Annotated in this window: 12 protein-coding genes and 1 tRNA gene; 1 reads left to right on the forward strand and 12 read right to left on the reverse strand. The window is 66.5% G+C overall.

Annotation, left to right across the window (positions count from 1 at the left end; translation table 11 throughout):
• Window positions 1–522: 522 nt before the first annotated feature.
• The 3 genes from ACLMAJ_RS02090 to ACLMAJ_RS02100 form a co-directional block, all read right to left on the reverse strand.
• Window positions 523–596: transfer RNA gene (locus ACLMAJ_RS02090), tRNA-Leu, on the reverse strand.
• Between the two features lie 241 nt (window positions 597–837).
• Entirely contained in the window at window positions 838–2,352 is a 1,515-nt protein-coding gene (locus tag ACLMAJ_RS02095) for an amino acid permease (RefSeq protein ID WP_412011716.1), read from the reverse strand.
• Window positions 2,353–2,403: 51 nt separating this feature from the next.
• Entirely contained in the window at window positions 2,404–3,870 is a 1,467-nt protein-coding gene (locus tag ACLMAJ_RS02100; protein WP_412011717.1) for a peptide MFS transporter, read from the reverse strand.
• A 274-nt stretch (window positions 3,871–4,144) separates the two neighbouring features.
• On the opposite strand from ACLMAJ_RS02100, the gene ACLMAJ_RS02105 reads away from it, so the two are divergent.
• Window positions 4,145–4,594 carry an SRPBCC family protein gene (locus ACLMAJ_RS02105; protein ID WP_412011718.1) on the forward strand — a complete coding sequence of 150 codons (450 nt, stop codon included), beginning with the start codon at window positions 4,145–4,147 and terminating at the stop codon, window positions 4,592–4,594.
• A gap of 2 nt (window positions 4,595–4,596) precedes the next feature.
• Here ACLMAJ_RS02105 and ACLMAJ_RS02110 read toward each other — a convergent pair whose 3' ends face one another.
• The 9 genes from ACLMAJ_RS02110 to ACLMAJ_RS02150 form a co-directional block, all read right to left on the reverse strand.
• Window positions 4,597–5,544 (reverse strand): Ppx/GppA phosphatase family protein, encoded by a 948-nt coding sequence (locus tag ACLMAJ_RS02110; protein WP_412011719.1) that lies wholly within the window; start codon window positions 5,542–5,544, stop codon window positions 4,597–4,599.
• Window positions 5,541–6,065 (reverse strand): DUF501 domain-containing protein, encoded by a 525-nt coding sequence (locus tag ACLMAJ_RS02115; RefSeq protein ID WP_412011720.1) that lies wholly within the window; start codon window positions 6,063–6,065, stop codon window positions 5,541–5,543. The genes ACLMAJ_RS02110 and ACLMAJ_RS02115 overlap by 4 nt, the downstream gene beginning before the upstream one ends.
• Complete coding sequence (locus ACLMAJ_RS02120) at window positions 6,062–6,709, reverse strand: FtsB family cell division protein (protein ID WP_412011721.1); 648 nt, start codon at window positions 6,707–6,709, stop codon at window positions 6,062–6,064. The genes ACLMAJ_RS02115 and ACLMAJ_RS02120 overlap by 4 nt, the downstream gene beginning before the upstream one ends.
• A 91-nt stretch (window positions 6,710–6,800) precedes the next feature.
• The gene (eno, locus tag ACLMAJ_RS02125) at window positions 6,801–8,087 is read right to left on the reverse strand and encodes a phosphopyruvate hydratase (protein WP_412011722.1); all 1,287 of its coding nucleotides are present in this window, start codon (window positions 8,085–8,087) and stop codon (window positions 6,801–6,803) included.
• Window positions 8,088–8,231: 144 nt separating this feature from the next.
• Window positions 8,232–8,945 carry a lytic transglycosylase domain-containing protein gene (locus ACLMAJ_RS02130; RefSeq protein ID WP_412011723.1) on the reverse strand — a complete coding sequence of 238 codons (714 nt, stop codon included), beginning with the start codon at window positions 8,943–8,945 and terminating at the stop codon, window positions 8,232–8,234.
• Between the two features lie 59 nt (window positions 8,946–9,004).
• Complete coding sequence (locus tag ACLMAJ_RS02135) at window positions 9,005–10,585, reverse strand: ABC transporter ATP-binding protein (RefSeq protein ID WP_412011724.1); 1,581 nt, start codon at window positions 10,583–10,585, stop codon at window positions 9,005–9,007.
• Complete coding sequence (locus ACLMAJ_RS02140; RefSeq protein WP_412011725.1) at window positions 10,582–11,385, reverse strand: ABC transporter permease subunit; 804 nt, start codon at window positions 11,383–11,385, stop codon at window positions 10,582–10,584. Before ACLMAJ_RS02140 ends, ACLMAJ_RS02135 begins: the two co-directional genes overlap by 4 nt.
• 34 nt (window positions 11,386–11,419) lie before the next feature.
• A complete protein-coding gene (locus tag ACLMAJ_RS02145; protein ID WP_412011726.1) occupies window positions 11,420–12,349 on the reverse strand; it encodes an ABC transporter permease in 930 nt (309 codons plus the stop codon).
• Window positions 12,346–13,860: an ABC transporter substrate-binding protein gene (locus ACLMAJ_RS02150; RefSeq protein ID WP_412011727.1), complete on the reverse strand. Its 1,515-nt coding sequence runs from the start codon at window positions 13,858–13,860 to the stop codon at window positions 12,346–12,348. Before ACLMAJ_RS02150 ends, ACLMAJ_RS02145 begins: the two co-directional genes overlap by 4 nt.
• Between the last annotated feature and the right edge of the window lie 177 nt (window positions 13,861–14,037).

Below are 14,037 nucleotides of genomic sequence, written 5' to 3' on the forward strand. Positions count from 1 at the left end.
CGGATACCAAATCGTAAGGCAAGGCAAGGAACCTGGCCGAAGTCATCACAAAGGCCGTTCCCATCGAACCGGGCGGGCCGCGTAATGTCGTCTTGGGCCTACTTCGCGCCAGGTCTCGCGGTACGTGCAGCCATTGTCTACCGGTAGCATCGGCCGACAGACCGACAAATATGCCGGACAGCCCAAAACGGACTATCGCCGCAAAGATGCCGTCCAGCACGCTATTTCGCGATTGCCGCGGACGCACCGAGATCGGCCCGCAGCGCACGATCGTGCCGACGGGGTCTGCGAGTCGATCTCATCGGAGACGATCCGCAGATGACCCGAGAACGCCCTCGAACCGTGGCAACACCAGTCATATTGCCTCGACGGCCTCTCGATACCGTCGGCTGCCTCTGCGGCCTCCTCGGCCAGGCCGACGCTTTACCTGCTCGGCGCGATTCTCTGCGCGCCGCACCGGGGTAGAGACGTCAAGAGCCGGGGCTTTATCGCAACGATCACTATCTACCTGCGGTTTCGCAGTGCCCCCAGTCGGATTCGAACCGACACTGTGCAGATTTTAAGTCTGCTGCCTCTGCCAGTTGGGCTATAGGGGCGCTCGGTCAGCGTACCGACTCGTACTGCCGTACCGAAATACTGTCGACGGACCGCTCCGCCCGCGGCTGCCACGCTAGGCGTACCTCCGCCTCCGCTCCGGCCATGCGCGGCCCGGAGACGGACTTCGTCCGGCTGCCACGCTAGGCCGGTTGGGCATGGCAACGCGACGAGTGGCACATGATGGCGTGGTTCACGGCGTGTCGCCATCACCGTGTGCCACTCGTCGGCGGGCTCGCGGGGTTAGTCGGGGGTAGCGACTGGTTGGGTGGGGAGAGGGGGGTCTTCGGGGGTGGCGCGCAAGACGGAGTGGCGGCGGCCGTAGGCGGCGTAGATGACGAGGCCGAGGGCCATCCAGACCAGGAAGCGGAGCCAGGTTTCGACCGACAGGTTGAGCATCAGCCAGGCACAGGCCAGGACGCCGAGGATGGGGATCAAGGGGACGAGGGGAACGCGGAAACCGCGCGGGAGGTCGGGGCGGGTGCGGCGCAGGATGACGACGCCGATCGAGACGAGCACGAAGGCGAAGAGGGTGCCGATATTGACCATCTCTTCGAGGGTGCCGAAGTCGATGAAGCCCGCGAGGAGCGCGCAGATGACGCCGACGATGACGGTCAGGCGCACGGGGGTGCCGTGTTTGCCGGTATGGGCCAGTCGGCGCGGCAGCAGGCCGTCGCGGGACATGGCGAACAGCACACGGGTCTGACCGAGGAACATCACCATGACGACGGTGGTCAGGCCCGCGAGTGCGCCGATGGAAATGATGTTCTTCACCCATGTCGCACCATGGATCGCGAAAGCGGTTGCGAGCGTGGCGTTGTCACCGGCCAGATCGGTATAGGGGACCATCCCGGTCAGGACGAGGGATACCGCGACGTAGAGCACCGTGACGATCAGCAGAGAGGCGAGAATCCCTCGAGGCAAAGCCTTTTGCGGGTCCTTCGTTTCCTCGGCGGTGGTCGCGACAACATCGAAGCCGATGAATGCGAAGAACACCAGGCTGGCCGCGGCGAGCAAGCCGTACCAGCCGAAGCTGCTGTCGCCCGCACCGGTCAGGAACGAGAACAGTGACTGGTGCAGCCCCTGCCCCTCCGCTCCCGGCTGCGACGGCGGAATATAGGGCGTCAGATTCGAGGAGTCGAAGTAGGTGGCACCGACGACCAGCACCAGCGCGACCACGCACAGTTTTATGGCCACCGCCACCGCGGAAACACGCGACGAGATCTTCGTCCCGATCGCGAGCAACACCGCGAGAATCGCGATGAGAAGTACTGCGCCCCAGTCGAAGGCGATCGATCCGAAATGCACGATCGGCTGTCGAGAGCCCATCACCTCGCCCAGGTACTGCGACCACCCCTTGGCGACAACGGAAGTCGCGAGGGCGAACTCCAAAATCAGGTCCCAGCCGATGATCCAGGCGATCAGCTCACCAAAAGTGGCGTAAGAGAAAGTGTATGCGCTGCCAGCGACGGGCACGGTCGAAGCGAACTCGGCGTAGCAGAGTGCGGTGAGTCCACAGGCGATCGCGGCGAAAACGAAAGCGAGCGAAACCGACGGCCCTGCAACGTTTCCCGCGGTTCGTGCGGTGAGGGTGAAAATGCCCGCACCGATGACGACGGCGACGCCGAATATCGTGAGGTCCCAGGCGGTCAGCTCCTTGCGTAGTTTGGAGTCCGGCTCGTCGGTATCTCGGATGGATTGCTCCACGGATTTGGTGCGGAACAGAGCGTTTCGACGATCGGGTCGCGAAGTCGCCACACTGGTCTCCTTTTTCGTAGATCTCAAGGGGTACTCGAGACCCCGCAAATGTTAGTGAACGCCTCGCATGTGTCGGCTCACCAACGGTGACAAGGCGAGCACGATCAGTCCGGCGACAATGGCGACCGCACCGGTAATGCCGAAGTAGGCGAATTCGTGGTCGGCGTCGTAGAAACGGGCGAGGGTACCCGACATCGAGGTGCCGATACCGACGGAGAAGAAGTACAGCGCCATCATCTGGGCACGGAAGGCATCGGGAGCCAATTGCGTGGTAACCGAGAGACCGATCGGCGAAAGCAGCAACTCCGAAACCGCGAACGCGGCCATGATGCCGAGCACCGCCAGTGCGGGAACAGACCTGTCTTCGGTGCCCGAGAACAACACGAACAGCCAGAAGGCCGAACCCATGCCGATGACACCCATGGCGAACTTGTGCGGAGTACTCGGCGCACGATTGCCGAGCCTGGTCCACATCAGCGCGAAAAGCGGTGAAAGCACGATGATCCAGACCGGCTCCACCGAGCCGATCCAGCTCGACGGCGCGGTCCAGCCGAAGATGCTCCAGTTCATCCGCTCGTCCGAGTACACCGCGAGCACGGTGAAGATCTGCTGGAACAGCGACCAGAACACGGCGTTCGCGATGAACAGCGGGATGAACGCGCGAACCCGGCTGCGCTCGATCGGCGTCACCTTGGCGCTGGTGAGCATGACGGCGAAATAGGCGATCGAGGCGACGACGATGACGCCGGTGGTGACCTCGGAGAGATTGTCCAGATTCACCAGCCCGGTCCCGAGCGCGAGCGCGACGACGATCGCCGCACCGACGACCAGCGCTGAGACGGGGCCGAAAGCGCTGCGCGGCAACGGGTTGGGCACATGCCTGCCCGCGGTACCGAGATTGCGTCGGAACACCACGTACTGCGTCAGCCCCACCGCCATGCCGACCGCGGCCGCGGCGAATCCGTAGTGGAATCCCCAGTGCCGTTGCAGCAGACCGGTGAGCAGCGGACCGGTGAACGCACCGAGGTTGATACCCAGATAGAACAGCGTGAAGCCGCCGTCGAAACGCGGATCACCCGGCTTGTAGAGGGTGCCGAGCAGTGAGGAGGCGTTGGCCTTCAACGCGCCGCTGCCGAGCGCGACAAGCACGAGGCCGACCCCGACCCCGGTCAGTCCCGGCAGCAGCGCGAGCGCGATATGCCCGGCCATCACCACGACACCGCCATAGAACACGGTGCGTTCCATGCCGAGCAGACGGTCGGCGATCCAGCCGCCGAGCACCGTGGACAGATACACCAGCCCGCCGTACGCCCCGACGATTCCGACGCCGGTGCTCTGCGACAGACCGAGACCGCCGTCGGTCGTCGAGTAGTACAGGTAGTACCCGAGGATGGTGAGCATCCCGTAGAACGAGAACCGTTCCCAGAGTTCGACTCCGAAAAGGTTGGTCAACCCGATGGGATGACCGAACAGGGTCCGGTCTTCGACAGGTTGCTCGGTTATTGCTGCGTCGGACATGCACCGACGATCCCATGCCAGGAGGAAATATCTGGCATCCGTGAGAAAGTTTCAGTGATCAGGTCAGATGTTCCGATGGTCACCGAACAGACGATTCGGGCAAACTTGTCATTACCACGCGACCGAGCCATCTGCGCTGGACTGTCGACGGCCTTTGTTCGGACGTAGTCATTAGGCTGGGCAGCGCTGTGACGCAGACCTGATCGCATGAAACATCGGCAGCGTCGCCGTCCCATGGCAGCGCGTCAACGGTCCGAAGAAGGCGGGAATACCGATGATCGAAGCCGAAGTCACCGTTCCTGTCGGGCCGGAGCGGGCATTCGAGGTGCTCGCCGACGGCTGGCTGTATGCAAGTTGGGTGGTGGGGGCCTCGCATATTCGTGAGGTCGATGCGGGGTGGCCCGAGGTCGGCACGCGGATTCATTACAGCCTCGGGCTCTGGCCGGTGACCGTGCAGGATGTCACGGAGGTGCGGGCGGTGGACGCGCCGCGGATGCTGGAGCTGGAGGCCCGGCTGTGGCCGGTCGGCTCGGCCCGCATCCGCTTGGATCTGGACCGGACAGCGCCGGGTATGACGCGCATCAGGATGACCGAGCACGCCATGAGCGGCCCCGGTCAGCTGGTGCCGAACGCCGTACAGGGGCTGCTGCTCAAACCGCGCAACCAGGAGTCGCTCGCGCGCCTGTCCGATCTGATCATCGGCAGAGCTCGCGGTACGAAGTAACCTCAGGCGATCGACAGCGCGATGCCGTCGAGGATGTCGTGCTCACTGACGATGAGTTCGGAAATACCCGCGCGCCGGGACAATTCGTCGGCGAGCACCTCCATGATCACCGCACCGCCGCCGATGACATCGACACGGCCGGGATGCATGGGGCCGAGGGCGGCGCGCTGATCGTGATTCATCGAGATCAAGTTGTCGCAGACCGCGCGGATCTGATCCAGGGTCAGGCGGGTCAGATGCACACGCTCCGAGTCGTATTCGGGCAAATCGAGAGCGACGGCCGCGATCGTAGTCATGGTGCCCGCGACACCGACCCACGTATGCGCGCTGTCGACCGGCACCTTCGCGAAGGCCTCGGATAGTCGCTGCGCGGCGAATTCCCTTGCCGCGCCGACCTGTTCGGCGGTCGGCGGGTTGCCAGGCAGACAGCGCTCGGTGATTCGGACGCAGCCGATGTCGGCCGAGAACGCGGCCCGCACGCCGCCACCGTCGCCGAGTACCAGTTCGGTCGAGCCGCCGCCGAGGTCGACGACCACGAATGGCCCCTGCTCACTGGACAATTCGCCGACCGCGCCGGTGAAGGACAGTCGTGCCTCCTCGTCACCGGTGATCACCTCGGCTTCCGCGCCCGGCACCACGGTGCCGAGTTCGGCACGGGCCATGGCGAAGAAGTCCTCCCGGTTGGAGGCATCACGGGTCGCGGAGGTGGCGACCATCCGTACTCGACCGACACCGGCTTCGCGCATCAACGCCGCGTAGTCGGCAAGCGCGATCCTGGTGCGTTCGATGGCCTCGGGGGCCAGCGAGCCGGTCGCGTCGACGCCCTGGCCGAGGCGGACGATGCGCATCTCGCGGTGCACGTCAGCGAGGCGGCCGTCGCCGAGCACGTCGGCGATCAGTAGTCGGATCGAATTGGTGCCGCAGTCGACGGCCGCTACCCGGTCACTCATTGCTGTGCTCCTTCGGCCCGCTCGTATTTCGGCCAGTCGGCCGGAATCGCGGTGCCGCGCAGCCCGCTATCCGCCGCGAGCGCCACCGCCTCGTCACCGAACGGATTGACGCCCGGCCCCTTCGCGAGCGCGTGCGCGATCAGCACATGCAGGCACTTGACCCGCTCCGGCATGCCGCCACCGGTGAAGTCGGTACCGAGTGAGTCGATTTCGTTGCGCTCGGCCAGATAGCTCTCGTGCGCGGCGCGGTAGGCGGCGGCCAATTCCGGGTCGGTGGCGAGACGGTCGGTCATCTCCCGCATCACACCCGCCGATTCCTGCCTGCTCGCCTCCGCGGTCAGCCTCGGATCGGTCAGGTAATACAGCGTCGGGAAGGGCGTGCCGTCCGGCAGCCGCGGCGATGTCTTCACCACCGCGGGCAGCCCATCCGGGGTGCGGTAGGCGACCGCGAGCACGCCGCGCGGTTCGCGGCCCAGTTGCTTGGCGATGATCTCGAGATCGCGCTCGTTCGGTGCGGTCACCTTGGTTCTTCCGATTCTGGTCGGGGCGGCGTCGGCAGCGGGCCTGGCGGTGTCTGCGCCACCGGATCGGCCGCGGGAGCCTGTGGTTGGGAGATGCTGCGCCACAGTTCGGTGTACCAGGGGTCGGGCGCCTTCGACTTCGGTGGCGCGGCAGGCTGGGCGGGCGCTTCGATGCCCGGCACCTGCACGATGTAGGGCGTCTCGCCGGGCATCACCAGCCGCAGCCGGTCCCTGGCCTCCGACTTGACGTAGGCCGGGTCCTGTTGCTGCGCACGGCGATCACGCAACCTGGTCACTTCCGATTCCAGCTCGGTGCGCTGCTGCGCGAGCTGCGCCGCCTCGGTCCGCTGGGTGAAGTAGGTGCGCAACGGCACGGCCAGGGTGAGCGCGAGCGCGCACACCACGATGGCGAGGATTACCGCCTTGCCGGTGGGCAGGCCGAGGATGGTGCGCTCGTGGTCACCGGCCCGAGATTTGATCTTCTTCGGCGCTGCGTTGTTGCTATCCGAATCGGCCCGCTTACGCGTGGTGCGTGCGGCGGCGGGCCTGGCAGCCGCCTCGGAGGGGCGCGGCCCTGCGGCACGCGACGTGCGGCGGTTCCCGCGTCCGGCCGGACTGGTTCCGCGCGCACGTCGCTCCGTCATACCGCTCCCTGTGCCTGATTTGCGGCGCTCCCGGGGCCCTTGGTGGTTACGCAGGCTACCGCCTCCGGGCCCGTCGCTCGCACCGCGGTGACTAGCCCTCGAACGCGAACCGAGGGAACGCGACGTCACCCGCATAACGAGCCGAGTCACCGAGCGCGTCCTCGATGCGCAGCAGTTGGTTGTACTTGGCGACCCGCTCGCTACGCGCCGGTGCGCCGGTCTTGATCTGGCCACTACCGACCGCGACCGCGAGGTCGGCGATGGTGGTGTCCTCGGTCTCGCCGGACCGGTGGCTCATCATGGTCTTGTAGCCGTTGCGGTGCGCGAGCTCCACCGCGTCCAAAGTCTCGGTGAGCGTGCCGATCTGGTTGACCTTCACCAGCAGCGCGTTGGCCGCGCCCTTGGCGATGCCCTCTTCCAGGCGCTCCGGGTTGGTGACGAACAGGTCGTCGCCGACGATCTGGATCTTGTCGCCGATCTCGTCGGTGAGCGCGACCCAGCCATCCCAGTCGTCCTCCGACAGCGGGTCCTCGATGGAGACCAGCGGATAGGCGGCGAGCAGTTCGGCATAGAACTGGGTCATTTCGGCGGCGGTGCGCACACTGCCTTCGAACTTGTAGCCGCTGCCCGAGGTGTAGAACTCGGTGGCCGCGACGTCGAGCGCGAGCGCGACATCGGTGCCGAGCTCGAGACCGGTCTTCGCGATGGCGACGCTGATCAGGTCGAGCGCCTCCTTGGTGCCCGCCACCGACGGCGCGAAGCCGCCCTCGTCACCGAGACCTGTCGACAGGCCCTTCGACTTCAGCACCGACTTCAGCGCGTGGTACACCTCGGTGCCCCAGCGCAGCGACTCCTTGAAGGTAGCTGCACCGATCGGGGCGACCATGAATTCCTGCACGTCCACGCCGCTGTCGGCATGCGCGCCACCGTTGAGGATGTTCATCATCGGTACCGGGAGCACGTGCGCGTTCGGGCCACCGAGGTAGCGGAACAGCTCGAGCCCCGAGGACTCGGCGGCGGCGCGGGCCACGGCGAGCGAGACGCCGAGCAGCGCGTTGGCGCCGAGGCGCGACTTGTCGGGGGTGCCATCGAGATCGAGCAGCACCTGATCGACGGTGCGCTGCTCGACGGCGTCCAGACCGATGACGGCGGGCGCGATCTCGTCGAGCACACCCTCGACGGCCTTTTGTACGCCCTTGCCGCCGTAGCGTTCGCCGCCGTCACGCAGCTCAACGGCTTCGTGTTCGCCGGTAGAGGCGCCGGAGGGCACTGCTGCCCGGGTCAAGGTGCCGTCGTCGAGGGCGATCTCGACCTCGACAGTGGGGTTGCCGCGAGAATCCAAGATCTCGCGCGCTCCGACCTGTTCGATGATGGCCACGAAACGATACTCCTTCGGCTGCTGGCACGGTGGGTAACACGGGAGAACCGTGCGCCTGCGAGCCTAACGCCCCGCACCTGGTCTGCCACATCGCCCCGGTCGGCGCGCCCCCATCCTCTGCAGCTCATCTGCGACAGATGGGGGTCAAACGCGGCGGCCGACGCTGTAGGCGGCGGCTCGGTCACGGACGGTGAGTAGGTAGGTGTTGGACTGGTTATAGGTGAGCAGTGCGGTTTGCCAACCATGCTCGGAGGTCAGGTCGCCGCCGCTGGCGCAGAGATAGCGGGCGGCGGTGAGGGCCGCGTCGTCGATGTTCTGCGGGTCGATCACGCCGTCGCCGTTGGCGTCGACGCCCCAGCGCTTCCAGGTTTCGGGAATGAATTGCAGTGGTCCGAGCGCGCGGTCGTAGACCGGATCGCCGTCGAGCGTGCCGCCGTCGGTGTCACGCACGAGCGCGACGCCCGGTGCACCGTCGAGCGGGATGCCGATGATCGACGGACGCACGGCGCCGTCCGCGCCGACTTCCGCGCCCCGATGGGTGCCGTGTTTGCTCTCCACGCTCGCGATGCCCGCGAGGGTGGTCCACGCGATCCCGCAGTCCGGCCGCGACTGCGTCAGCACCGCCGCCGCATATCCGTACGCCTCCAGCGCGATCGACGGTATCGCGAGCCGGTCGGCCTGCTCGTCGGCCCATGCGCGCAACTGCACGGCGGTGCGTCCCGGCGCGTCCAGGTCGATCACTGGTAACGCGGTGCCGGGCCCCGGCGGAATGCCCTCGGGAATCGGCGGCAAGTTGCGTTCGCCGCCGCAACCGGCAAGCACGACGGCCACCATCGCAGCGGCCAGAACGCCGGTCATCTTCAGGAGCATCTCTCCATCATCCAGATCCGCCCGGCATTCGGATTCGGATGGCTACGTCAGCCGAGCAGTTCTCGGGTGGCGTTGTGGGTCGGCGACTCGAGGATGGTGGCTGTGTCACCGGATTCGACGATGCGGCCTTGGTCGAGGACGAGCACTTGCGGGCAGTGGGTGGCGGCAACGGGCATGTCGTGGGTGATGACGAGTAGGGCGGTGTTGTGGGTGGCGCGGATTCGATCGAGGAGGGTCATGATCAGGGACGCGGTGGTGTGGTCGAGGGCGGCGGTGATTTCGTCGCAGACCAGGATCGCGGGTTCGGCGGCAAGGGCGCGGGCCAGTGCGACGCGTTGGCGCTGGCCGCCGGAGAGTTGGTGGGGATAGCGACTCGCGAGTTCGGTGGCCAGTTCGACCGAGTTCAGCAACTCTGCGACCCGTTGCGCCAGTTGCTTCTTCGGTATGCCCCCGATGCGGCGCAGCGGGCGTCCGAGGGTTTGGGCGACGGTTCGGCGCGGGTTGAGCGCCGATCTCGGATTTTGGGTCACCAACTGGATACCGTTGCTGCCGTTGCGGATTCGACGTCGCGGCCCGACGGGAATCGGCCGGCCGCGCAGTTCGAGCGATCCGGTTGCCTCGCGGTGCAAGCCTGCGATCACTCGGGCCAGGGTGGTTTTGCCTGCTCCGGATGCTCCGACAATGGCGAGTGCCGAGCCTCGGGACAGTGTGAGGTCGATGTCGGTCAATACTGGGTGACCGGCGACCGAAGCACCTAGATTCCGGACGCGCAGTACCACCCCCTCGTCGGACGGACCCTCCATCGTGAACCGCGGGCGCGGTGGCGTGGTGGGTTCAGCTGACTCCACGCTCTGCGCGGTGCAGTCCGGGCCGAGCTTCCACGATGACGCCGTGCGTTCAGCTGCGGCGACCAGCGCTCCGTTGCGGTGGGCACCGACGAGCGGGACGGAACGGCGGAGCGAATTGTTCTGCGTGACAGCGAGTTCGACGACATCGTCGGCAATGGCGTGCACGGCGGCGGTGTCGTGGCCGGAAAGCAGGATGGCTGTCGAGTGGTGGGTGGCGATGTCGACCAGGACGCGGGCGATTTCGGTGCGCAGGGAGCCGTGCAGGCCAGCGAGGGGTTCGTCGAGGACGAGTACGTCGGTGCGGCGGATCAGCGCGCGGGCCAAGGCGACTCGGCGTTGCTGGCCACCGGAGAGTTCGCCTGGGTGGCGGCGGAGGTGTTCGGCCGACAGGCCGACCAACTCCAGGATTTCCAGGATCGAGTCTCGGGAATGGTCTCGGTTGAGCTCGCCGAGCAGGGTTCGCACCCGCATCAGCGGATTGAGGGCCGAGCCGGGGTCCTGGCCGACGTAGGCGATGTGATCTCGCCGGAAGCGTTGCAGCGCAAGAGGGGTCAGTGCGAAGGGGTCGTGTCCGGCGATCCGCGCGACACCTGCCGATCGCCTTGCACCGGTGGGGAGGTGTCCGAGTAGGGCGCGCATCAGTGTCGTCTTGCCCGAGCCGGAGGGGCCGGTGAGCGCGGTGACAGTGCCCGCGGGAATGCCGAAGGTGGTGGGGCCGAACAGCTCCTGGCCGTTCGAGCCGTGGATGGTCAAGGTATCGACGGCGACCGGTGCGTTCACGCCTGCTCCCCTCGTCCGAATGCCGACACCGCCAAATTCACGCTCACCGCGACCACGCCGATGGCCAGGCTCGGCGCGAGCACCGCCCATGGATCGAGCAGCATCCCGGAGGCGTTCTCGCGCACCATGACCGCCCAGTTGCTCGCACCGAGGGTGGTGGGTAGTTGCAGGAACGAGGCCGTGCTCACCAGATAGATTCCCTCGACGAAACGCAGGCCGAGTTGCGCGGCGAGCACTTCACGCAGATTCGGGATCACCTCACCGAACACCAGGTACGGCAACGATTCCCCGCTGGCCTGTGCGCTCTCGACATATCCGCTCGCGGCCACACCGGCGGCCGCGGCCGCGAAAACCCGCGCGCAGTACGGCACACCGAACAACAGCGCGACCACGATCAGCCCATAGGTCCCCGCATCCGGCCACGCGGTGAGCACCAGCAGAATGCCGAGCACCGCGGGCACCAGCATCGCGAAATCGCTTGCCCGCTCGATCACCACGCCGACCTTCGGGCGCAAGGCCGCGACAGCGCCGAGCACGCACGACAGCGCTGTCACCACCACCGCGATCACCGCCGCGAGTAGCAGCAACCCCCAACCGCCGTAGAGCAACTGACTCAGCACATCACGCCCGAGCCGATCCGTACCGAGCCAGGCGTCGCCGTTCGGGCGCCCGAAGGGGATACCGACTGCCGCTTCCGCCGGGTGCGGCGCCAACATCGGCCCGACCACCGCGACCGACATGACCACCACGGCAGGCATCACGGTCAGCAGCCGCACCCGTTTGCCTACCAGATATTTCATCCGTGTCCTCATCACAGCCGCGCTCGCAGTCGCCTCATCCGCGCCCCCGCAACGACCATGCGCGGATACTGTCGGCAACAGCGAGCATCGCCATGATGGCGACACCGGACAGCGCGACGACGGCTGCGACGAGGGAAGTGTCCCGGTCGGCGACCGACCCGGCGAGCAGTGCGCCGAGGCCCGGGTAGTTGAAGATGGTCTCCACGACAAGGGATCCGCCGAGTAAGACGCCGACGGTCGTCGCGAAGCTGGCCACGATGGTGGGTAGCGCGAACGGAAGCACGTGTCGTAGCAGCACGATTCTGGTCGACAGTCCGTCCAGCACCGCGCTTTCCACGTGTGGCGCGCTGGTCGCATCGAGTAGAGCGGCCCGCACCACACGGGTGTTCCATCCGGTCTGCGGTATCGCGAGGGCCAGCACCGGCAAAATCAGCATGGCGGGGCTCGACGGCAGCCCGGAGCGGCCGGTCATGGTAACCGCGGGCAGCCAGCCGAGCGCCAGCGAGAAGACCATGATCAGCAGGGTGGCCACCACGAATTCCGGTACCGCGGCGGCGACCGTGCTCGCCGGTTGCAGCACGCGCCGCAGCGTGCCGGTCGGCTGAGCGGCCCACCAGGTTCCGAGCAGCAACGACACCGCGACGGTCAGTGCGAGCGCGAGTCCGCCGAGCAGCAGCGTCGGCGGAAACTTGTCGACAAGGAGCTCATTGATCGACCGACCGCGTGCGGTGCGACCGAAATCACCGGTCGCCACTCCGGAGATCCACTCGGTGAAGCGGATCGGCAGCGGCCGGTCGAGTCCGAGTTCGCGTTCCTTTGCCGCGATCCGGTCCGGCGTGGCTTCGCGGCCGAGCACCGCACGCGCGGTGTTACCGGGCAGCAGGTCGATGGCCACGAAAACCGTTGCCAGCAGCGCGATCAGCAGGGCGATCCGGCGAATGAGCAAGCGCGCGAGAGCAATCACGCCAGCCAGGCTCGTTCCAACTGCACCCTGGCGAAACCGCCGAGCACCGGAAGGTCGTGCACCAGCGCCGAGGCGATGTCGATGCCGTCGGCCATACCCCACACCAGGTAGCCACCTCGGTCGTACTGGATGCGCTGCACGGTGCGGCAGGCCTGGGCGTACTCCGAATCATTGGTCGCGGCAAGCGCTTTCGCGGTGGCCGCGTCGAACTCGGCGTCCTTGAAGCCGGTTTCGTTGCGGTTGGAGGCGCTCGTCATCACCTTCTCGGCGAGGAAGAGGGTGGAATCGTTGGTGCCCCAGGAGACCGTATAGAGCGGGGCCTTCAGCCAGGTCTGGTCGTAGAAGGTGTTCGATTCCTGGGTGAGGACCTCCAAGCGCACCCCGATGTCGGCGAGTTGGGTCGCGATCACCTTGGCCGACTCGACCTCACCGGGCGCTTCCGCCTTGGTGAGGAACGGGTAGCTCTTTCCGGTATCGAAAGCGGCCTCGCGCAATAGCGTTTTCGCACGATCAGTGTCACGGGCGCGCTGCGGGAGGCCGCGGTCATAGGCCGGATCCGCAGTGCCGAGGACGTCGTCCGCCACGGTGCCGTAACCCGAATGCACCTGATTCACCAGGGCTTTCCGGTCGACACCGAGCCGAATCGCCTCCCGCACCCTTGCATCGGCGAACGGCCCGTCCGAGGTCCGCATCGCGACACCGACCATGGTGTCGTCGGGCCGCCGGACAACTTGCAGATCACCGCGCCCCTCAGCGGTACGTCCCGCGATGGCGCCCACGTTGGACGCCAGGTCGATCTGCCCGCCGAGCACCGCGTTTCCGAGCGCGGTGACGCTGTCGAACATGGTGATCTCGATGGCGTCGAGCAATGGCGGGGTGCCGTGCCAGCGCTCGTTGCGCACCAGCCTGGCGTTGCCGCCCTGATACGACTCCAGCCGGAACGGGCCGGTGCCGATGGCATCGGTGAAGTCGGTGGTGTCCTTTTTGACCGTGAAGGTCATCAGCCGAACGAGCAGCGGCAGTTGGGTATTCGGCGCGGGCAGCGCGATCACCACCCGGTTCGGGCCGTCGGCGGTGATGTCCTCCGCTGCGGCGGGCATTTTCGACGCACCCCCCACCGTGCGCAGCCTGCGCAACGACCACACCACATCCGCTGAGGTCACCGGCGTGCCGTCGTGGAAGGTCGCACCGTCGGCGATCGTGAAGGTCCAGCGGCGGCGCTCGGCATCGGATTCCCACCGACTGGCAAGACGCCCAGCAACATTCGGGTCCGCGGCCGGAACTGTCAGCGCGTCGTACACCAACGACGTGATCAGAAAGTCGCTGTCATTGCTGAGATTCGCGTGCGGATCGCGTTCGATCCGCGCCGCGGTGCCGAGCGCGCCGACCCGCAATGTGCCGCCCTGACGCGCGGATCCGTTGGAGCTCCCCGTTTCCGAACATGCGGCGACCAGCAGCACCGCTCCGACTCCAAGACCTGACCGCAGTAGTTGCCGTCGGTTCCATCCCATTGTGCTGCCTCCCTCATGGCGCCCGCATGCGATCGCGAACCATAGCAATCCGGGCTAGGACAGGCTAGCCTAATGACATCCTCGGCTCGCCGGTATCGGCCGACGGATCCATCAGCCGCCATAGACGCTCCAACCAGCCACCAGCCAGCAACAGGCGCCACGTATCGGCTTCGACTG

The organism is Nocardia arseniciresistens, from assembly GCF_046764875.1.
Classification (GTDB): Bacteria; Actinomycetota; Actinomycetes; order Mycobacteriales; family Mycobacteriaceae; genus Nocardia; species Nocardia arseniciresistens.

Coding starts and splice junctions, on each gene's coding strand:
- ACLMAJ_RS02100 (WP_412011717.1), bottom strand. CDS start 3,870: ATGTCCGACGCAGCAATAACCGAGCAACCTGTCGAAGACCGGACCCTG.
- ACLMAJ_RS02140 (WP_412011725.1), bottom strand. CDS start 11,385: ATGAAATATCTGGTAGGCAAACGGGTGCGGCTGCTGACCGTGATGCCT.
- ACLMAJ_RS02120 (WP_412011721.1), bottom strand. CDS start 6,709: ATGACGGAGCGACGTGCGCGCGGAACCAGTCCGGCCGGACGCGGGAAC.
- ACLMAJ_RS02130 (WP_412011723.1), bottom strand. CDS start 8,945: ATGACCGGCGTTCTGGCCGCTGCGATGGTGGCCGTCGTGCTTGCCGGT.
- ACLMAJ_RS02105 (WP_412011718.1), top strand. CDS start 4,145: ATGATCGAAGCCGAAGTCACCGTTCCTGTCGGGCCGGAGCGGGCATTC.
- ACLMAJ_RS02110 (WP_412011719.1), bottom strand. CDS start 5,544: ATGAGTGACCGGGTAGCGGCCGTCGACTGCGGCACCAATTCGATCCGA.
- ACLMAJ_RS02150 (WP_412011727.1), bottom strand. CDS start 13,860: ATGGGATGGAACCGACGGCAACTACTGCGGTCAGGTCTTGGAGTCGGA.